At 52.9% G+C, this 19,439-nt stretch carries 13 protein-coding genes and 1 tRNA gene; 5 read left to right on the forward strand and 9 right to left on the reverse strand.

The window, feature by feature from the left end; translation table 11 throughout:
• Positions 1-65: 65 nt before the first annotated feature.
• Both BLR50_RS01020 and BLR50_RS01025 read right to left on the reverse strand, forming a co-directional pair.
• Positions 66-611 carry a GNAT family N-acetyltransferase gene (locus tag BLR50_RS01020; RefSeq protein WP_092637594.1) on the reverse strand — a complete coding sequence of 182 codons (546 nt, stop codon included), beginning with the start codon at positions 609-611 and terminating at the stop codon, positions 66-68.
• A gap of 92 nt (positions 612-703) precedes the next feature.
• Positions 704-791 (reverse strand) — tRNA-Ser (locus BLR50_RS01025).
• A 311-nt stretch (positions 792-1,102) separates the two neighbouring features.
• On the opposite strand from BLR50_RS01025, the gene BLR50_RS01030 reads away from it, so the two are divergent.
• The 5 genes from BLR50_RS01030 to BLR50_RS01050 all read left to right on the forward strand — a co-directional run bounded on the left by BLR50_RS01030 (position 1,103) and on the right by BLR50_RS01050 (position 11,455).
• Positions 1,103-2,980 (forward strand): WG repeat-containing protein, encoded by a 1,878-nt coding sequence (locus BLR50_RS01030; protein WP_205408643.1) that lies wholly within the window; start codon positions 1,103-1,105, stop codon positions 2,978-2,980.
• Between the two features lie 184 nt (positions 2,981-3,164).
• On the forward strand, positions 3,165-8,288 hold the full coding sequence (locus BLR50_RS01035; RefSeq protein WP_162840269.1) for an Ig-like domain-containing alpha-2-macroglobulin family protein: 5,124 nt from the start codon (positions 3,165-3,167) through the stop codon (positions 8,286-8,288).
• A 152-nt stretch (positions 8,289-8,440) separates the two neighbouring features.
• Positions 8,441-9,220 carry a transglutaminase domain-containing protein gene (locus BLR50_RS01040; protein ID WP_162840270.1) on the forward strand — a complete coding sequence of 260 codons (780 nt, stop codon included), beginning with the start codon at positions 8,441-8,443 and terminating at the stop codon, positions 9,218-9,220.
• Positions 9,221-9,508: 288 nt separating this feature from the next.
• Positions 9,509-10,021, forward strand: a complete 513-nt coding sequence (locus tag BLR50_RS01045) for a DUF6323 family protein (RefSeq protein ID WP_092637602.1) — start codon at positions 9,509-9,511, stop codon at positions 10,019-10,021.
• A 93-nt stretch (positions 10,022-10,114) separates the two neighbouring features.
• On the forward strand, positions 10,115-11,455 hold the full coding sequence (locus BLR50_RS01050) for a DUF6179 domain-containing protein (protein ID WP_092637604.1): 1,341 nt from the start codon (positions 10,115-10,117) through the stop codon (positions 11,453-11,455).
• Between the two features lie 77 nt (positions 11,456-11,532).
• Here the strand turns inward: BLR50_RS01050 and BLR50_RS01055 are convergent, their stop codons facing one another.
• The 7 genes from BLR50_RS01055 to nuoF form a co-directional block, all read right to left on the reverse strand.
• Positions 11,533-12,378, reverse strand: coding sequence for a GNAT family N-acetyltransferase (locus tag BLR50_RS01055; protein WP_092637606.1), 846 nt, complete (start codon positions 12,376-12,378; stop codon positions 11,533-11,535).
• 37 nt (positions 12,379-12,415) lie between these two features.
• Positions 12,416-13,135, reverse strand: a complete 720-nt coding sequence (locus BLR50_RS01060) for an MgtC/SapB family protein (RefSeq protein WP_092637608.1) — start codon at positions 13,133-13,135, stop codon at positions 12,416-12,418.
• A 101-nt stretch (positions 13,136-13,236) separates the two neighbouring features.
• Positions 13,237-13,446: a DUF896 domain-containing protein gene (locus BLR50_RS01065; protein ID WP_092637610.1), complete on the reverse strand. Its 210-nt coding sequence runs from the start codon at positions 13,444-13,446 to the stop codon at positions 13,237-13,239.
• A complete protein-coding gene (locus BLR50_RS01070) occupies positions 13,433-14,827 on the reverse strand; it encodes an MATE family efflux transporter (protein ID WP_092637612.1) in 1,395 nt (464 codons plus the stop codon). The genes BLR50_RS01065 and BLR50_RS01070 overlap by 14 nt, the downstream gene beginning before the upstream one ends.
• A 65-nt stretch (positions 14,828-14,892) precedes the next feature.
• Positions 14,893-15,567 (reverse strand): rhomboid family intramembrane serine protease, encoded by a 675-nt coding sequence (locus BLR50_RS01075; protein ID WP_092637614.1) that lies wholly within the window; start codon positions 15,565-15,567, stop codon positions 14,893-14,895.
• Positions 15,568-15,869: 302 nt separating this feature from the next.
• On the reverse strand, positions 15,870-17,615 hold the full coding sequence (locus BLR50_RS01080; protein ID WP_092637616.1) for an NADH-dependent [FeFe] hydrogenase, group A6: 1,746 nt from the start codon (positions 17,613-17,615) through the stop codon (positions 15,870-15,872).
• A gap of 15 nt (positions 17,616-17,630) precedes the next feature.
• A complete protein-coding gene (nuoF, locus tag BLR50_RS01085) occupies positions 17,631-19,418 on the reverse strand; it encodes an NADH-quinone oxidoreductase subunit NuoF (RefSeq protein ID WP_092637618.1) in 1,788 nt (595 codons plus the stop codon).
• Between the last annotated feature and the right edge of the window lie 21 nt (positions 19,419-19,439).

Here is a 19,439-nt window from a genome sequence, read left to right on the forward strand (position 1 = left end):
AAACCATATTGGCTTAAGTCACTTTATTTCTGTTTTGGGGTTACCCCTAAGTCAACACATAGGGCTTATAATCGTAACAGCATTAAGAACAGAGATTCGTAATGGCCGTCGCGGCAGCGGAAGGCATTTTCATGTGTTCCGTATATTTGAAAGCCAAAGCCTTTATACAATGCGATTGCGCGGTCGTTGCTTGTTACAACGTCCAATTCAATCTGCTCATATCCCGCAAGCCTGGCAGATTCGATAATGGCAGATAAAATGGCAGAGCCGATGCCCATTCCCCAATAAGCCTTTTGAATTGATATGCCGAAGCCGACGCGGTGCTTGTATTTTTCAAAAGAGTTAATGGGGTGAAGCCCCGCGTTTGCAATAATCTTTCCGTCTATAACCGCGGAGATCATTATCGCGTTTGGGCTGGATTCAATGCTTTTCAGGAATTCAGCCTCCTGCTCCGTCGTCATTGTAATCTCATCAGGGTAGCGCGCCATGTTTTCTGTTTCACCGGAGGTCTGGATCATGTGCCGCAAAATCATCTCCGCATCCTTAGCGTCAGGATTACGCAGAATACAGTCCGTACCGTTTTTCAGTTGTATACACTTGTAATATTTCATAGCATCCTCGGTGTCATTAGTATAGGAGATATCGGGAAACCGTTGCGGTATTTAAAGAATATGGGGTAAAGCCCAAAGGCTTTACCCCATTGTGGCGGAGAGTTAGGGATTCGAACCCTAGGTGAGTTTCCCCACACAGCATTTCGAGTGCTGCACCTTCGACCACTCGGACAACTCTCCAAGTTATCAAATAAAACGCGCTTTGAGCGCTTAAATATTATAGCAGAACGGCTTGGTGAAGTCAATCCCTTCAAACGCAGTGAAGGCATCAACTGGAAGATAATATAAAGGGAATATCATACAAATGCCCTGTTTTAATCCCCCATAATATGCTATAATTAAATGGATTATTTCTGTTCAGGCGGTTATCTAACCTCTTTCACGCAATGCACAAGGACAAGGCTGCTTGTAATTATGGATTCTCTTGGTTCAGCTTAGGCCGAAGCCTTATTTTTCCCAAACCCTTCAGTAAGAAAGGAATGGCAAAGAGTATGAAACATTGTGAAAGCTGCGGCGCTTCGCTGCATAAAAAGGACCTGTTCTGCCCCAAGTGTGGCGCGAAGCAGGTTTTAGAAGAGACTGCTTCCCCCGCTTTAGGCAAACAAATCGTCAATGACGTTATACATATATCGGATGAAGACGTGGTGCTCATCATGTCAGACGGTGAGCGCCCCTACGAGGTGAAAACCGAGGAGGAGCTGGCTGAGGAGGAGCGCGCTTATCAGGAGGACCGCGAGCCAATTTACGCAGCGGCCTCCAAAACCGAAGCGGCGGCGCAAAACGAGCCTCCGGTGGTTAAAAGCAAGGCACGCAGCAAGTGGGGCAGCTTTTATCGGGTGATAAAGAGTGCTCCCGCGGAAGCTTCCGAGCTTCGGGAGCATAGACAGTCGCTTCTGGGCATTTTTGTGGCTTCGGCAGCTGTGCTAGCCATACTGGCGGCGGCGGTTACGGGCTGGGCTTACCTTTCCACCGATAGCTTTATGCTGCAGGCCGCGGTAAAGGCCGCTCAGGCTGGGAATTACGAATCGGCGATAGCAAGCCTTGAAAGGCTGACGGTGAAGGACGGCGAAAACCCCGAGGTTTACTACCAGCTGTGCCTGTGCTACCGCGCCTCTAAGCAGGATGGCAAGGCGCTTGTTACCGCACAGCTCGGCTACGACAGCACCAAGGACGAACGGCTTTCAGCGCTGGTTACCGAGCTTACCGGCAGTTCGGCGGGTAAGACGTCCGGCGTCGGGCAGGCGCAGCAGCCGCAAAACAGCGCAGGAGCCTTTACACCGGAGGAATCTGATACGCGCCCGGCCTTGCCTTCGGCACAGTTGCCAAAGGTAGCCCCCGTTAAAATTCAGATGATTATTGAGCCTGCATACGAAGCCGCCGATCAGTTTGTAGACGGGCTTGCCCGCGTAAAGCTTAACGGCAAATGGGGCTTTATCAACAAAACCAATACCCTTGTGGTTCCAGCACAATATGACGAAACCCAGTACTTCCGTGAGGAGCTTGCAGCGGTGAAAACCGGCGGCAAGTGGGGTTATATCGATAAAACCGGTGCTGTGCGTATTGCACCGCAGTACAGTAATACCCTTGGTTTTTCTGAGGGCTTCGCCGCTTCACTGTTGAATGGCAAGTGGGGGTTTATTGATGCAACGGGCAAGATGGGCCTGCAATACGAGGCGGCGGAAAGCTTTAGTGGCGGCCTTGCGGCGGTTGAAACCGGAAAAACCTTTGGCTTTGTAAATTCTAAGGGCGAGATGGTAGTTCCGGCAATCTACCAGAAGGTGCTGCCGTTTGCCGAAGGAGCTGCGGCGGTGCTGCTGGACGGCAAGTGGGGGTATATCGACACGGTGGGCAGAACGATAATTTTGCCGCAGTATGAGGAGGCCTACAGCTTCCAGAACGGCGTTGCAAGGGTAAAGAGCGGCGGCAAGTACGGCTATATCAACCGCATGGGCTGGCAGCTTACCCCCTTTGAATACGATCAGGCGTGGGGCTTCAGTGAGGGGCTTGCCACCGTAAGGGTAGGAAAGCTCTACGGCTATGTAAATCTCAACGGCGAAATGGTGATAGAGCCGACGCTTGAGGATATTTCGAGCTTTTCTCAGGGGCTGCTGCCATATAAGCAGGGGGATGTATGGGGTTACCTGAACGCTGACGAGCAGATTGCCATTCAGCCGCAGTTTGCCGAGGCGGGGCGCTTTTACGGCGGGCTTGCCAAAGTGAAAAATGATGAGGGGCTTTGCGGCTACATCAATCTGGCGGGCGAGACGGTGTGTGCCCCCGAGTATGAGGACGGCGGCGTACTTACCGACGGGCTGATCCCCGTAAAGAAGAACGGCCTGTGGGGGTACCTTGCGGTAACGCAATCTTAATTATTTAAAACCTATGCAGTGAAATGCTGTAAATTTTCTACTATTAATACGCAATAACAGAATATCTATAGTAGGTCATGAAATCGGGGGAAGGTTGCGCGCGCATAGAGATTTAAGCTAAAATAACGTGAAAGCTCTTTCGCGCTACTGTTTGTGCCGCCTCGCCGGCGGCGGAATGGAGTTTATGATGAAGAACAAGGGTTTGGTACATAGGCTGTTCAGCCTGCTGGTGGCTGTGGTTATGCTGGTTTTGGCGCTTGCGTCCTGCACGCCCAGCTTAAAGGATCCTGAGCCCAGCGTGCTGAGCAATATCAGCTTTGCGCCACAGAAGTCTGACGACGCGGGCGTGGCCTACGACTCGGGCTTTGTGATTACCTCCACCGTCGCGCTCTCACAGTCGGAGCTTGAAAAAAACCTGACGGTAGAGCCGAAGTTGGAATACACTCTCACTAAAACCGACGACGGCTACCTGCTAAAGCCCTCGCAGCCGCTTGCCGAAAACACGGTGTATGCCTTTACCCTGGGCACCAAGGAAGGCCGTACCCGCACCTGGGCGTTTCAAACCCGACGCGCCTTTAAGATTGTTTCTACCACCCCGATGAACGGTTCCGCCGAGGTGAAAGGCTATTCAAGCATAGAGATTAAAACGACACACTACGGGGTGGATTTATCGAGCTATTTTGAGATAGCCCCTGCGGTAAAGGGAAACTTTGAAATACGGGGTTATACCACTGTTTTTCGGCCGGAGGAAGGCCTTCTTCCCAAAACGAAGTACACCGTTACCATTAAGAAGGGGCTGGAAAGCCCGTTTGGGGATATTTTGCCGGAGGATTACAGCTTTTCGTTTACCACCAAGTCTGCAAATGACTATGGCGGCTATGCGGAGCGCCCCATCTCTCTGTACAACAATTACAGCGAGACCTTTTTAAGCACCGACACACCGCTCATTGAGCTTTTTGTTTCCGAAAAGTATCAAAATGCAGCCTTTACCACCGAGGTGTACCAGTTTGACGGCAGCCAGCAATACATAGAAGCCGTGATGGACTACGACAAAGCGATGAGGGAAGGCAAGCCGATGGATAGCTACGCCTACCCTGCCGATAAGCTCAAACGCCTGGTAACCTTTGACTCAAAGTTTATTAAAAAGACAGGATACAGCTCGTCGGGCTATGTGGTGTTCGATAAGCCGCTGGATAAGGGCTGGTATCTTGTAAATATCACCGCTAAGGACGGCTCCTGTTCGGTGCAGAAGCTGCTGCAGATAAGCGACGTTTCGGTTTATACCCAGTCAATAAACGGCGAAACTCTGGTGTGGCTGAACAGTGCCGCTACCGGCCAGCCTGTTAACGCCGCGGGTGTTGGTATTCTGAAATTGGGCGACAAGGCCCCCGCTGTTTCTGGGGTAACCGATAAGGACGGCATGACGGTGCTCTCCACCAAGGGCTTTGAAGACGCCTACCTGATTGCGAAGGTAGACACGGAGAATGAGTTTGCCGATACGATTCCGCTGCAGGAATACCGCGAGCCCAACATCGACGAGCTGTACTACAGCTATATCTACAAAGACCGCGAGCTGTATATGCCTACCGACACCATACACCTCTGGGGCCGCCTTGCACCGCGTAAGGACGGTGTAACGGTGCCCGCCTCGCTGAAAGCGGCACTGACAGGAGGCTATAACGAAAGTGTGAAGCCGGAGGATATTATTCAATCGGTGCCGGTAACACTGCAGCCCGACGGCACCTTTAACGCTGATATTTCATTCAATACCCTGGCCAGCGACTGGTATTCGCTCTGTATCATTGACGATGCCGGAAAGGTGTACTGCAGCACAAGCACAGAGGTGTATGAATACCAGAAGCCGCTGTATGTGTGCAGTGTTTCTTCAAAAAAGCCGTTTTATACCGCGCAGGAGAAGGTGGACTTTACGCTGAAAACCGCCTTTTTCAGCGGCACCCCTGCGCCCAACCTCACCTTCCAGACCAACAGCCTGAGCGATGAATTAAAACAGGTTACTACCGACCTGATGGGCTTGGCTACGCTGTATGGAAACGAGGATAAGCGTGCCGTTGAGGACCATACTACATGGGACCCATATTACTACAGTGTTTATCTGACCTCCAACGGTATGGAAAACCAGTATTATGATGCCTCGGGCAGTGTGCTGATGTTCCCGCGCGATACCATGCTGCAGGCCGAGAAGGTGAAGAACGGCTACCGTACCGACGTCAATATTACTACCAACAAGGTGGATATCTCCAAGGTGAAAACCGCCGATGAGGTATGGCAGAACTACCCCAAAAAGATTACGGGCGCCGCCGTGAACATTCCCGTTACCGTTTCGGTTTACCGTATGGACCTTATCAAGGAGTTTGCTGAGAACTATTACGACCCGCTGAACAAAAAAACGGTGCCATATTATACCTACCGCGAGCAGCAGACGCTGGAGAAGCAGTATACCGTGAACACCATTAATGGTAAGGCGACCTTAAGTGACCTGCCCAACCCCCAGAGTAAGACTCAATATTACCGCATTGAGCTCAGCTGCAAGGATACCGCCGGTATGAAGGTGGTTAATTCGGTGTACCTTAGCTATTACGGAGAATTTGACAATGATGGTGAAATAGACGACTTAAAGTATTACCGCTATGCCAATACCAAAGAAAAAACACAAGATTACAGAGGCGACTATTACCGGTGGTATGGCTGGAATGGCAGCGAAGCCAGCTATGAGCTGGGCGAAACCGTGGGCATTCAGCTGCTGGAAAATGCAAGACCCGCCGAGGCGAAGGGAACGATCCTCTATACGCTTTTGCAGGATAAGATTATTGATAGAGGCATCGTAACGGGTCAGACATCCTTCTCGTTTACCGAAGCGGAGAAGCACCTGCCCAATGTGAAGATTGCAGGCGCCTATTTTGACGGAAGGCATATATTCCCCGTTTCAGATTGCTCCGCAACCTTTAATCCCAAGGCGAGAGAGGTGGACATCACCGTAACCCCCGATAAAAAGGATTACCGCCCCGGCGATAAGGTAAGCCTTGCCGTGGAGGCGAAGGATAATAACGGGAAGCCGGTGCAGGGCGAGCTGGTAGTAAGCGTGGCGGACGAGGCAGTGTTTGCCATCGCCCCGCAGTATACCTACCCGGCGCAGGAGCTATATCGGTCGGTATACTACTACGGTGTCACCACCTTTGCCTCTTATGTACAGCATTCGTTTTATGCAAACGGAGGCGGAAAGGGCGGCGGCGGCGGTGACGGTGTGCGCACCGATTTTAAGGATACCGCTTTCTTTATGCCCACCAAGACCGACCAAAACGGCAAGGCAACGGTAAGCTTTACCCTGCCCGATAACCTCACCTCATGGCGCATTACTGCGGTATCGGTTGCCGAGGCAGCCGGGAAGCTGATTGCGGGTGCCGATATCTCCAACATCAGCGCCAGACTGCCGCTGTTTGTTTCGCCGGTATATAACACCACCTATATTGAGGGCGACGACATCGCCTTTACTGCGCGTGCCTACGGCGATAAGGTGGTAAACATCACCCCGGTGGACTTTACTGCTACTGTTACGGGCGGTGACAAGGTAAACAAAGAGCTGAAAGCCACCAACACCGCCGATGAATATGCGCAGTTTAACTTCGGTAAGCTCCCTGCGGGCAGCTATAAGGTAGCCTTTAAGGCACAGACGGGCGGAGAGTCCGACGCGATGGAGGTGCCCTTTACCGTTAAGCAGAGCGGTGTAGAACTGCAGGTTACCCACGAGGTGGCGCCAAACGAGGTATCGTCGCTCTCGCCGCTGAAATACCCCGTATGGCTGGGCTTCTACGACAGCCAGTACAAGGACTACATGAAGACACTAAACAATCTGCTGGCTTGCGACGGCGAGCGTGTTGACCAGCAGGTGGCCTATGAGGTGGCAAGCAGGCTGATGAGGCAGTATGCCGAGAAGGATGATATCCTGCCCGCACCCGAGCAGCCGAATGACTTCAGCGAATATCAGGAGTCGGGCGGCGGCGTTAGAGTGTATTCCTACGACAGCACCGACGTGCAGCTTACCGCCCGTGCGGCCGCTGCGGCACCCGAACTGTTTAAGACCCAGAACATGATTGAGTATTTTAACAATTTCCTCAAGAGTGGTTACGGGTCTACCACTGAGGTTTCGGCCGCCATCATGGGGCTTGCGGCGCTCAAGCAGCCGGTGCTCACCGACGCGAAGTCGATGCTGAAAAACAGCGGCGTGCTTTTGGATGTTGACTATCTCTACCTTACCGCGGCGCTTGCATACCTGGGCGATACCGACGCGGCGCAGAAGGCCTACGATACTTATATTGCACCCTCAATCGTTACCAATGAGGCATGGGCATATTATGACGTGACCATCCATCCGCGCGCTATAACCGATGAATTCACCGGCTACCAGCAGGATAACGGTAGCATCGCCGAAACCGATAGCGGCAAGAGCAGCAACCTGCAGCAGGACGCGCTGACACAAACAGGTGCGAACCTCAAGCGTACCGCGCTTACCATGCTGATTTCCATGAAGCTGGGCCATGGCGACACCGAAAAGCTGCTTGCCTATATCCGCGACAACAGCGCCTATGATGTGGCAACCCTGCTGGAGCAGACCGCCTATCTGCAAGGCTTTGTGCCAAAAACCACCGACACGGCGGTTGTGGCCTTTAACAAGGGGCTGTTCCCCACCAATCTGGAGCTGAAGAAGAGCGGCATACGGTATGTGCCGTTTGATAAGAACCAGCTTGCCAAGGCCAATATCACCGTGAAGAACGGCAGCGTGGGGATTGTCGCCTCCTACACCGGCGTGCCGGGCAACCTCTCGGCCAAACCATCCCCCGATATTACGGTTGAGAAGACCATTACGCCCGAAAACGGCGGCACCCTGAAGGCCGGAGAGCTGGTGCGCGTAAAAATCAAGGTGCACATGACCGAAAACGCGCCGGTGGGTATCTATAACCTCAGCGAATGGGTACCCAGCTCGCTGCGCTTTGACTCCGCGGTTTATGAGAAGAATGCCGACGGCGGCATCTGGTTAGATGCCAAGGAGGGGCAGCGGCTTACCATGTATCTCTACCGCTCGGGTTTACAGAATTCGCTAAAGGGAGAGCAGCCCAAGCAGAAAACCGACTATAGCTTTACCTACCTTGCGCGCTGTGTAACCGAGGGCGACAGCAAGATCGACAGCACCTATATCGTCAACCGCGCAAGCGGCACGGTGGCCTTTACCAAAGCGGGCGATGTGATTTCGGTAAAGAGCGGGTTTAAAGAATCGGTAACCTCTTCGAAGTAATGCGTAGAATAGCCAGTTTTGTTCTGTTAGCCGGTATAGTTTTATTATTCGTTTCAGGCTGCGGTGTTACCACGTCACCGCAGCCTTTGGCGGGTTATGCTCAAAGCAGTATGCAAAGCAATACATCCAACGTTTTTAAGGAAAGCAGCAGTATGCGGGCAATCCCAGCTAAAGAACCTGTTCCGTCATCCCCGGCACAGGAGGATAAGCCGCAGCAGCCCGATCTTTCACACTGCAGGGTGATTCAGAACTACTACGTCTGCTCGGTGATCGACAAAACCTTAAAGAAGCTGATTACCGAGGAGATGGACGATTACGAAAAGCTGCTTACGGTGTACCGCCACCTTGTGTGCGAGGTGTCGTTTTTTAACGAGCCGCTGGGTACCGACCTTTGGCGTTACAGAGGCGACCCGAAGAACATCCCCAGCGTTTACGAGGCGCGCACCCTCAGCCCGCTTTTGTATGGCATCGGTTCGTGCGAGGACTACGCGAGTGCGTTTGTTACGCTGTGCGACCGCATGGGCTTTGAGGCAAGGTATGTGCCGGGGCTTACCTACTCGATAGAGGGGAAGCTGGTGCCGCACGCGTGGGCAATGGTAAGGCTTGACGGCAGCTGGTACCACGCCGACCCGCAGCTCGAGGACAATATTATCAAGGCCGACAGGGTACTCAAATACCGCTATTTCTTAAAGGGCGACAAGGAGATGTCTGCTCACCACCGATGGGGTACGCTGGTAGAGCAGCCAAGCGAGTATGCGCTTGCGCTGCCCCAATGCCCGGAATCCTACAAGGCTACGCCGCCAGAGGTAGTTGTGCAGGCGCCAAGGCCAAACCGGGAACGCATCGCAAAGCAGATTAATTCAGAAAAGACGGTGTACGCACAAAACCATGCACCGCTTGGGGAATTGCCACAGCTTACGCTGCCGGAATAACAGTTTTGGCTGCTAAACCATGCAGCAGCCCAGATACAAGCTGCAATTTGATACTTTGAGCCTATAATTGATTGGCAGCACAATTCTTACCCTTGAGGTATCAAGCTGAAGGGTATGCACATACGGCAATTATACATAAACGCAAAAATACCATTGACTTTAGCTTAAGCCAATGGTATTATTAATTGCATTTGAAATTTGAGTAAATGTATATAAATACCCATAATTACTATATCACAAATTACTGTACTTGTCAATAGCTTTTTAGAAGTTTTTTGGAGGCACAGTATGGAGGATGAGTTTGTATTTCTGCCGATGCAGATATTCACGCAGGTAGAGGCTTCAGAGATTGTGGCCTACAATGCCAAAACCGCCCGCTACGGGCTTACCCTTACGCCGGAGCAGGCGACCGAGCTTACTCAAACACGCAGCCGTTCCCTCGCAGCCACCGGACGGGTGGAGTTTAGCGGGGGGATTATCGGCAAGCTGATTGAGGCGTTTGCCGATTCCCCCTACCTGCAGCAGCGCGAGTATGCCAAAACGCTGAACGAGCTGGTGGAGGCGTTTTACAACTACAAGAATGAAACGCTGGATACCCTGAGCGACGATGAGCTGATTGCGCTGATGAAGGACTACTACAACCGCCGCAGCGGCGGGTCGCTTGAGCTGCTCACCGGCAGGGAGCTGGAGAAGCTGGCACGCGGTATCCGGTTTGAGGGGCTTACCATGGAGGAGGAGAGCGACGAACAAGACGGCGAGGATGATTACGGCTATTGGGGGTGGTATAAGTTTGAAAGATAAATCCTTCAAACTTAAGGTTCTGTGCTTTTCGTTCAAAGGCAGAAATTTCGGCAAGCCGAAACCGCACAATTCCCAGAAAGGAAGGGTAATACCATGAGCTTGGAAATCAGTAAGCAGTTCCCTATTCAAAAGGAGATGCTCAGCGGGGAGCATTATGTACAATCGCTGCTGCATCATGCTTCAAGGCTTGGGATAATTACCCCGCAGCAAACAGAGCAGCTTCAGCTGCAAACAGCGCAGCTATTGCAAAAGCAGCTTATCCGTTTTACCCACGGCGAGAGCAGCTCGGTGAAGACTCAGACGGCACAGGGCATACTGCTGTCACTGCTTTTCACCGTATCGCTGGCACTAAAAGACATGACGGAGATTGAAGCGCAGTTAAAAGCGTTGACGGAGGAAGCGCTGGAGAGCCTGCACACCAGAGGACGAGAAATTTTAAAGGTAAAGGTTCTGCGCGCAAAAGGCCTGCTGAATGCCGTAAAGCATAGCCGGGTAAGCACTGAAAACGAGGCGTACAACCAAACCGTCGACACGGCTATCCCCGGCTTTTTTGCCATGTACGACCTCTACTATGCCGCTCACGGGCTCCCCTGCATGATTGATTACCCGCTTGCCATAGAGGTTACCGACAGGGCGGGCATTGAATTCATTGAGGAATATCTACAAAGGCTTGCGTGGGAGAACGCCTTTTGTGTACAGTTCCCCACCGAAGAACTGACACAATTGCTCACCGGTTATCACAGCGACTTTAACGAACTTCTGGAGAATATTACGCTGCTTACCCTTTCCAATGCGCTGGGGAGTATCCTGCTGGGGAAGGGCAGCGACAATATTACATTGACCGGTGAGGATATCACTTTGCTTATGGGCAGACTGGCGGGGCTAACCTCGGAGGAGTTTGCCCGGCAGATGGAAATTGCAAAAACGCAGCTGCCATTGATTCGAGGTGCTGAGGATTACTTAAACCAATGCGCGGATAGGATTATTGTGCGCATTGACGCAGCAAGGCAGGGCTTGGGGCCGCTGCCGTTGATCACCGCGAAGCCTGCGGGTGCAGTGGCGCTCCTATTCAGCGACCAAGAGAGGATGGACGACGAGCACTTTTGCAGCCTTACCGAGGAGCTGCGCAGCTGCCGCGACACACAGGATAAGCTGCTGCTTGTGCGCCGTGAGGTGAATTCCTTCGGCGATTTAACCGATATTCTCGGCGCGGAGTGCTTCTTTGGGCAGGAGTATGAGCAGTTGTTTGGCAGCCTGAAGGATTTTGAGCTGGTGCTTCTTTATAAGACCGTACCAAGAGAGGAGGACGGTACGCTTCACCGCACCGAGGCGGAGAAGGAGTGGCAGCAGGCACTCTGTTCCTATATTGATTCCCTGGACGTCATACACCGAAATACTATCGAAGCCTTGGCGGCACAGATAGCTGCTGGTTAATGGGCAATTCTAACGCTACATTGAACAGACCATTAGTAAAGGGAGGCATCAGCCTCCCTTAATGTATTATTCAATTGTTATGCCCTTGAAAGAGAATGGAACATAAACCTTCCGGTGAGTGCTTCGCCGCCCAGCACAAACAGGTGGTCGTCATACGGCTGCCACCGGAGCGGCAGGGTTTGGTCAGAGGGGGTAAAGCCCAGCGGAAGCTCCCCTTGGCCTTCGTTTAGCAGCGCGGCAGCGCCTTGCAGCGAAAGCCCACTGCCGGAGTAGTAATCGAGCAGCAGCCCGTCTTCAATAAATACAAGGGTATCGCTGTTGGGGTAGTACCGCAGTGCGCCGTTTAAACCGTTGATGCAGTAGTACAGTATCAGCGAGCTGTTGCTTGTTACCCGCAGGCGTTTATCAGCGGGCTTGCCGGAGGTAATCAGCCGCTGAACAAGCGCAAGGTCATCCGGCCTATGGATATCCAAGATATAAAACGGTTCGGGCTTTGGGGCAATATCGGTAAGCTGAATAAAGCACTGCCACTCCTCACGCGGCACAAAACCAAACCTGGGGTAGAAGCTTAATACGCTTGTATTGGCGAAAAGGTAGATCATATCCACCTTCTTACGGTACTCCTCCAGCACCGCGTTCATCAGCCGTGCGGAATAGCCTTTGCCGCGGTGGGCCTTGTCGGTCATCACTGTGCCGATTAAAACAGCGGTCATCGGTTTGCCGTCGAAGATCATGCTTACGGTGTTGGCAGACACGTTGGCAAGCACCGTGCCGTCCTCCACCAGCGAATAGGGGATATAGCTTTCGTTCCAGAACCCCGCCTGATACCATTCCTCAAGGCCGAGGCTGAAGGTCTCCTTTGCAAGTGCGCCAAGGCTTAGGCGCAAGGTGTCGTTAAGCCTGTAATCCTTTATCAGCTCCATCTATTTATGTCCTTCAATTCTTAATGTTAGTTTGGCGCTACCAGTTCAGCTCTTCTACAAAGGTAACGCCCTGCAGCGCGCGGATGTTTTCAATGGCACCCTGCTCATCCTGCTTGGCGTCAAAGCTGATGGTGACGAACATCCCCATGCTCTCGATATCGGAGTTTTTAGAGCGCACAAGGTCTACCGAGCTAACCTCCTTGTGGTTTGCGCGTAGGTAGGCAAGCACCTCTTTAAAGCGGGGCAGGCCGTCTATCTCGATATAAAGGTTCACGATGTGTGAACGCTTGTAAAATACCTCGTCGAACTTGTGCAGGTAGGTGATAACCACCATAATGAACAGGCAGCCGATGAGCGCGCCGCTGTAAAAGCCGATACCGATAGCAAGGCCCATTGCCGCTGAAGCCCACAGCCCCGCCGCCGTGGTAAGGCCCTTGATCTGCTGCTTGCCTGTAACCAGAATGGTGCCCGCACCCAAAAAGCCGATGCCGCTGATTACCTGTGCGCCGATACGAGCGGGGTCGCCCACGCCGTGGGTAATATAGGTAAAGATATACTGGTTGGTAATCATGGCAAGGGTGGAGCCTACGCATACCAGAATGTGCGTACGAAAGCCTGCGGCCTGATGCTTGCGGCGGCGCTCCATACCGATGATGCCGCCCAGCAGCACCGCGAGAAACAGCCGCACAAAGGTAGAAAGCAGATTGACCTCCTTTAAATAAGAGGCTATCTGATTGAGCGTATCCAGTATCGTCATAGCACACCACCCATTCCTACTCTATGCAATCAATAGGGAAAATGATTCCTTATGCTCACTATAGCATAACGCACGGGTAGTGTAAAGATTGTGTAAAAACGCTAGGATTTCGGCTTCCTTTTCAACGGGTGGGTGGAGCCATCTGCCTCCTGAATAACGATGCTGTTCAGCTGGCTGGTAAGGCTCTGCTTATATTCCTCGATATATGCGCGGCGCAAGGCAGCTTGTTCTTCCTTTTCTTCCTCGGTTAGCCCCTCGGACTTTGATTTTCTGGCCAGTGCGTTAATCCGGTCTATATCAGTTTGTTTCATCAATTAAATCCTCGTTTTCTGTAGGTTTTTGCCGTACGAGTGCGCGCCCGCGCCATACGCCCATACGCCAGCGTATGTATACAACCACCGCACGCAGGCATTCGTCGCATGCCATGCCAATCCATATACCCACCAGCCCGAGCCCCGCCCGCAAGCCCAGCAGGTAGCCCGCCAGCACCGCAACACCCCACATTGAGCTGATACCCAGGAACACGGGGAAGCGTACATCCCCCGAAGCCTGCAGGCCGCGGATGATGACCAGATTGGTGGTGCGCCCGATCTCCAGAAAGATTTCAACCAGCATAATTTTTCTGCCAAGCGCGATAATCTCGGGGTTCTTGGTAAACACCGAGAAGAGCATGCCGCCGAACAGATAGAGCAGGATGGTGACACACAGGGCAATCAGCAGTGCTGGGCGCAGGGTTCTGCGCACACGCTTATCGGCAGCATCCTCTTCACCCGCACCGATCAGGTGCCCTACAATAATCTGCGTGCCCTGGCTTACCGAGGCCGAGTAGACGATGGCAAACCAAGCTATTAACATTGAGTAGGCGCGGGTGGAAACGGTGGTGGCCCCCATGGTATTTGCAAAGCCCAGCAATACTGTCTGTGCCAGTGTGTAGGAGAGTGACTCACCGCCTGCCGGCAGGCCGATGTGCAAAAGCCTTTTGAGCGTTTCCCACGGGAAGGGCTTGAGGTATTTGAGCGAGATATGCCCATCAATCTTGCGCCTGAACAGCAGCATAAGCACCAATACACCGATGGCACGGCTAACGGCGCTGGAGATTGCCACGCCCGCAACGCCCATGTAGGGCAGGCCGAACCAGCCGTACAGGAACATCGAATTGCCGAAGATATTGGTAATGTTCAGCAGCACCGCCACATACATGGTGTACTGCATATGGCCGTTACAGCGGAAGATTACCCCAAGCGTAGAGAACAGCGCCTGTAAAAAGATGACGCTGCCCACGATGTTCAAATAGGTTACCGCATCGCCTATAAGCTCAGCCGGAACCTGCATCACGGCAAACAGGGGCCGGGAAAACAGCACCAGCCCTCCGCCTACCAGCAGGCCGCAGGCAAGGTTAAAAAACACCGCCACCGAATAGATCTCGGAGGTGCGGTCGTACTGCTTTGCCCCCAGATACTGCGATACCATGATGGTGGTGGCGGAGTTGAGCACGCTGAACATAATCAGCACGAGATTTAGAATCTGGTTGACGTTGCCCACCGCCGCCACCGCGTTATCGGAAAAGCGGCTGAGCATAAACTGGTCTACATTGCTGACAAGCATCTGCAGAAGAAGCTCGATAAAAATGGGAAAGGATAAGGCAAAAAGCGAGGTGTTTTTGCCGATGACCTTTATTTGCGGTTTATTCATGTTGTTACTATTTCATCCTTTGTTGATCAAGGGCGTTTTTTAGATACCCTTAATAAAAATGTCTGTTACCAGCGGTTGTTCTTCGTCTGTTTACGGAAGTTGCGGCGGGTAGCGGAATACCCTCGTTCTTCCTTAATGCGCCGAAAGAAGTCGCCGCCGAAGAACAAAAAGAAGTTAAGCAGCGAGGCGATGATGGCAGCAACCTCGTACCAACGCAGCCCGATAACAGCCCATACAAGGCTGAACACGAAGAACGCGGCATCTAAAAGGGCAAGATACTTAATCTTAACCGGCAGCACAAAGAACAGCAGCACCTCGTAGTTGGGAAAAATGACTGCAAACGCAAAAAACAGCGACAGGTTTAAATAGGTGTTGCTGCCCATTCCGGTGATGAGCCCGGCGATGGTGGTGCCCAGCATGCCGATGAGGTAGTAAAGGGTGAACTTGGCTGCACCCCATTGCCGTTCGAGGTTTACACCGATAATGTAGTAAAAATAAAGGGCGAAGATAATAAAAATCGGGCCGGAGTTGGGCGGCAGGAACAGATAGGTTATCAACCGCCAAACCTGCCCCTGGAACAGGGCGTCACGATCAAGGTAAAGATAGTTCTGCAGCCCAATCCCCGGCAACACAAAATCGAGGGCAAAAACCAGCAGCATGGTGCCGGAGATATAGAGCATCAGGTTGGGAATGGCAATAGGGCGAACCAGCTTTTCAAGCTTATATAGGAAATTCTTCATTGTGCAGTCTCCATTTCTGTTGGGCAAAAACAAACTTTTGGCTTGGGCATTACCATTATATTGTACAGGAATGCATCATTTATTTCAAGGTTCGTCATGTGAACATTTCTGCGTTCAGACAATACAGCCGGTTTTTGCACGAAAGGGGCTGGGGCGGGTATCACAGAGCAATGGTGCGGGCATGGGTAACAGGTCTGCCGTACAATGTGAAGGAGCAACGGTATAGGCTTCTGGCACAGCTCAAGGATTCGACCACAAAAAAGAGCCGCACCCTTTCGGATACGGCTCCCTGTATGAAACTATTAGAACTTCGGTCTTGCCACATAGGTGGTGTGAAGAATCTCGTGGGCTTTGTGGCTGCCGGGCTTCTCCAGGAACTCATCGTAAAGAGCCTTTACTGCGGGGTTCTCGTGGCTCTTTCTAAGCGGCAGGTTCTTGTCCTCTTCGTAGATGCTCTTGGCACGGAGCGCCTTGAGGTCTACAAAGTTGCGCACACTCGCGGGCTGGGTGGGCTGTCCGCCGCCGTTTACACAGCCGCCGGGGCAGGCCATAACCTCGATGAAGTGGTAGCTGCGCTTTCCTGCGCGGATATCGTTGAGCAGCTTTCTGGCGTTTGCAAGGCCGGATACCGCGGCAACCTTCAGCTCGGTGCCAGCAATAGTGTAGGTGGCCTCTTTAATGCCCTCGGTGCCGCGAACCTCAGTGAAGTCAACCGCTTTGTTGTCCTTGCCGGTAAGAACGTCGTTGGCGGTTCTGAGCGCCGCCTCCATAACGCCGCCGGTTGCGCCGAAGATAACGGCAGCACCAGTGGAAGCGCCGAGCGGTGCGTCAAATTCTTCATCGGGCAGCTCGGCAAAGTTTAAGCCCGCACGCTTAATCATGCGCGCAAATTCGCGGGTGGTGAGTGCAATATCCACATCGGGGATGCCGTTTCCGGCAGCCGACTGATCGTCGCGCCCGCTTTCAAACTTCTTGGCGGTGCAGGGCATAACGCTTACTACGAAGATATCCTTCGGGTCGATGCCCTTCTTCTTGGCGTAGTAGGTCTTAGCCACAGCGCCAAACATCTGCTGCGGAGACTTGCAGCTCGAAAGGTTCTCTAAGAAATCGGGGAAGTTGTGCTCGCAGAACTTAATCCAGCCCGGAGAGCAGGAGGTGATCAGCGGCAGCTTTCCGCCGTTATTTAAGCGCTCAAGCAGCTCGGTGGCCTCTTCCATGATGGTAAGGTCGGCCGAGAAGTCGGTATCAAACACACCGTCGAAGCCAAGGCGGCGGGCGGCGGCTACCATCTTGCCCTTTACGTTGGTGCCAACTGGCATGCCAAACGCTTCGCCGAGGGTTACGCGGATGGAGGGAGCGGGCTGTACGATTACGTGCTTAGAGGGGTCGGCAATAGCCTTCCAAACCTCGGCGGTCTGATCGTTTTCAGAGAGTGCGCCGGTGGGGCAGGCTACGATACACTGTCCGCAGGATACGCACGCAACATCGGCAAGGTCGTTTTCAAAGGTGCAGCCGATATGGGTTTTAAAGCCGCGTTCGTTGGCGCCGATAACCGAAACGCTCTGCAGCTTATCGCAGGCGGCCACGCAGCGGCGGCAGAGAATGCACTTACTGTTATCACGGTACATATGGGGAGCGGAACGGTCTACGGGGTAGGTGATGTTCTCGCCCGTATAGTGGTTCTCATCCACGCCATACTCGTTGCTGAGCTTCTGCAGCTCGCAGCTTCCGCTGCGTACGCAGGAAAGGCAGGTCTTGTTGTGGGTGGAGAGGATGAGCTCAAGGGTCTGCTTTCTGGCCTTCTGAACCTTCTCAGAGTTGGTGGTAATCTCCATGCCCTCGTTTACGGGGTATACGCAGGAGGCAACCAGGCTTCTGGCGCCCTTTACATCAACCACGCAGATACGGCAGGCGCCGATGGCGTTGATATCCTTTAAATAGCAGAGGGTGGGAATCTCTATACCGGCTTGCCTAGCGGCCTCAAGAATGGTAGAATCTTTCGGCACGGATAAGGGCATACCGTTTATCTTGATATTTACGTTTTCCATTACAGGTACACTCCTTTATTTCTTAGAAATTGCGCCGAAACGGCATTTTTCCATGCAGACGCCGCACTTAATGCACTTGGTTTGATCAATAACATGCGCTGCCTTTACGCTGCCTGTGATGGCACCGGCGGGACAGTTCTTCGCGCAGAGCGTGCAACCCTTGCACTTATCGGCATCAACCACATAGCTTAAGAGCGCCTTGCACACGCCGGAGGGGCACTTTTTGTCTACGATGTGGGCGAGGTACTCGTCGCGGAAGAAGTGCATGGTGGAAAGCACGGGGTTCGGAGCCGTCTGGCCGAGGCCGCAGAGGGCATTATCCTTGATGTAGTGGCACAGGTCGTCAAGCTCGTCAAGGTCTGAAAGCTTGCCCTTGCCCTTGGTGATGCGGTCAAGGATCTCGTACAGACGCTTGGTGCCGACACGGCACGGTGTGCACTTGCCGCAGCTCTCTTCTACGGTGAACTCAAGGAAGAACTTGGCGATATCAACCATACAGGTGTCTTCGTCCATTACGATAAGACCGCCGGAGCCCATCATAGAGCCTATAGCTATAAGATTATCATAATCAATCGGAATATCCAGATGTTCTGCGGGAATACAGCCGCCGGAAGGGCCGCCAGTCTGCGCAGCCTTGAACTTCTTGCCGTTCGGGATGCCGCCGCCGATTTCTTCTACAATCTCGCGCAGGGTGGTTCCCATAGGAACCTCTACGAGGCCGGTGTTGTGAATCTTGCCGCCGAGCGCAAATACCTTGGTGCCCTTGCTCTTTTCGGTGCCCATGGCAGAGAACCACTCGGCGCCGTGCAGAATAATCTGGGCAACGTTTGCATAGGTTTCAACGTTATTCAAAACGGTAGGCTTGCCGAACAGGCCCTTAACAGCCGGGAACGGAGGACGGGGTCTCGGTTCGCCGCGATTGCCCTCGATAGAGGTCATGAGCGCGGTTTCTTCGCCGCAAACAAACGCGCCGGCGCCCAGACGAAGCTCCAGGTTGAAGTTAAAGCCGGTGCCGAAGATGTTCTCGCCTAAGAAGCCCTCCTCGCGAGCCTGCTTAATTGCAATCTCAAGGCGTTTTACCGCGATGGGGTACTCGGCACGAACATAGATATAGCCCTGATCGGCGCCGATGGCATAGCCGGCGATGGCCATAGCCTCGATTACCGCGTGGGGGTCGCCCTCAAGCACCGAACGGTCCATGAATGCGCCGGGGTCGCCTTCGTCGGCGTTGCAGCAAACGTACTTTTTATCCGATACAGAGGCCTTCGCGAAGCTCCACTTTAAACCGGTGGGGAAGCCGCCGCCGCCTCTGCCGCGCAGGCCGGAATCCTTGATAATCTTGATAACATCATCCGGGGTCATCTCGGTAAGTACCTTGCCTAAAGCCTGATAGCCGTCGTAGGCGATGTATTCGTTGATGTCCTCAGGGTTGATAACGCCGCAGTTGCGCAGCGCAATACGGTGCTGCTTTTTATAGAAGGTAGTCTCGTTTAAAGACTTGACGGTGTCGTTTTCAACGGTCTCCGAGTACAGCAGGCGCTTTACAATACGCCCCTTTACCAGGTGCTCGGAAACAATCTCGTGCATATCCTCGGGGGTTACGCGGGAATAGAAGCTGCCCTCGGGATATACAATCATGATGGGACCGAGCGCGCACAGGCCGAAGCAGCCGGTTTTAATAACCTTTACTTCTTCTGATAGGTTTTGCGCTTTAAGCTCTTTTTCAAGCTCGTCAATAATGCGCTGACTGCCTGAAGAGGTACAGCCGGTACCACCGCAGACAAGTATGTGGGAACGATACATTGCTCTTTTTCCTCCTTGTAC

It is taken from the genome of Acetanaerobacterium elongatum, assembly GCF_900103835.1.
GTDB classification, from domain to species: Bacteria; Bacillota; Clostridia; order Oscillospirales; family Ruminococcaceae; genus Acetanaerobacterium; species Acetanaerobacterium elongatum.

Coding starts and splice junctions, on each gene's coding strand:
- BLR50_RS01035 (WP_162840269.1), top strand. CDS start 3,165: ATGATGAAGAACAAGGGTTTGGTACATAGGCTGTTCAGCCTGCTGGTG.
- BLR50_RS01050 (WP_092637604.1), top strand. CDS start 10,115: ATGAGCTTGGAAATCAGTAAGCAGTTCCCTATTCAAAAGGAGATGCTC.
- BLR50_RS01075 (WP_092637614.1), bottom strand. CDS start 15,567: ATGAAGAATTTCCTATATAAGCTTGAAAAGCTGGTTCGCCCTATTGCC.
- BLR50_RS01030 (WP_205408643.1), top strand. CDS start 1,103: ATGAAACATTGTGAAAGCTGCGGCGCTTCGCTGCATAAAAAGGACCTG.
- BLR50_RS01060 (WP_092637608.1), bottom strand. CDS start 13,135: ATGACGATACTGGATACGCTCAATCAGATAGCCTCTTATTTAAAGGAG.
- BLR50_RS01040 (WP_162840270.1), top strand. CDS start 8,441: ATGCGGGCAATCCCAGCTAAAGAACCTGTTCCGTCATCCCCGGCACAG.
- nuoF (WP_092637618.1), bottom strand. CDS start 19,418: ATGTATCGTTCCCACATACTTGTCTGCGGTGGTACCGGCTGTACCTCT.
- BLR50_RS01080 (WP_092637616.1), bottom strand. CDS start 17,615: ATGGAAAACGTAAATATCAAGATAAACGGTATGCCCTTATCCGTGCCG.
- BLR50_RS01065 (WP_092637610.1), bottom strand. CDS start 13,446: ATGAAACAAACTGATATAGACCGGATTAACGCACTGGCCAGAAAATCA.
- BLR50_RS01020 (WP_092637594.1), bottom strand. CDS start 611: ATGAAATATTACAAGTGTATACAACTGAAAAACGGTACGGACTGTATT.
- BLR50_RS01070 (WP_092637612.1), bottom strand. CDS start 14,827: ATGAATAAACCGCAAATAAAGGTCATCGGCAAAAACACCTCGCTTTTT.
- BLR50_RS01055 (WP_092637606.1), bottom strand. CDS start 12,378: ATGGAGCTGATAAAGGATTACAGGCTTAACGACACCTTGCGCCTAAGC.
- BLR50_RS01045 (WP_092637602.1), top strand. CDS start 9,509: ATGGAGGATGAGTTTGTATTTCTGCCGATGCAGATATTCACGCAGGTA.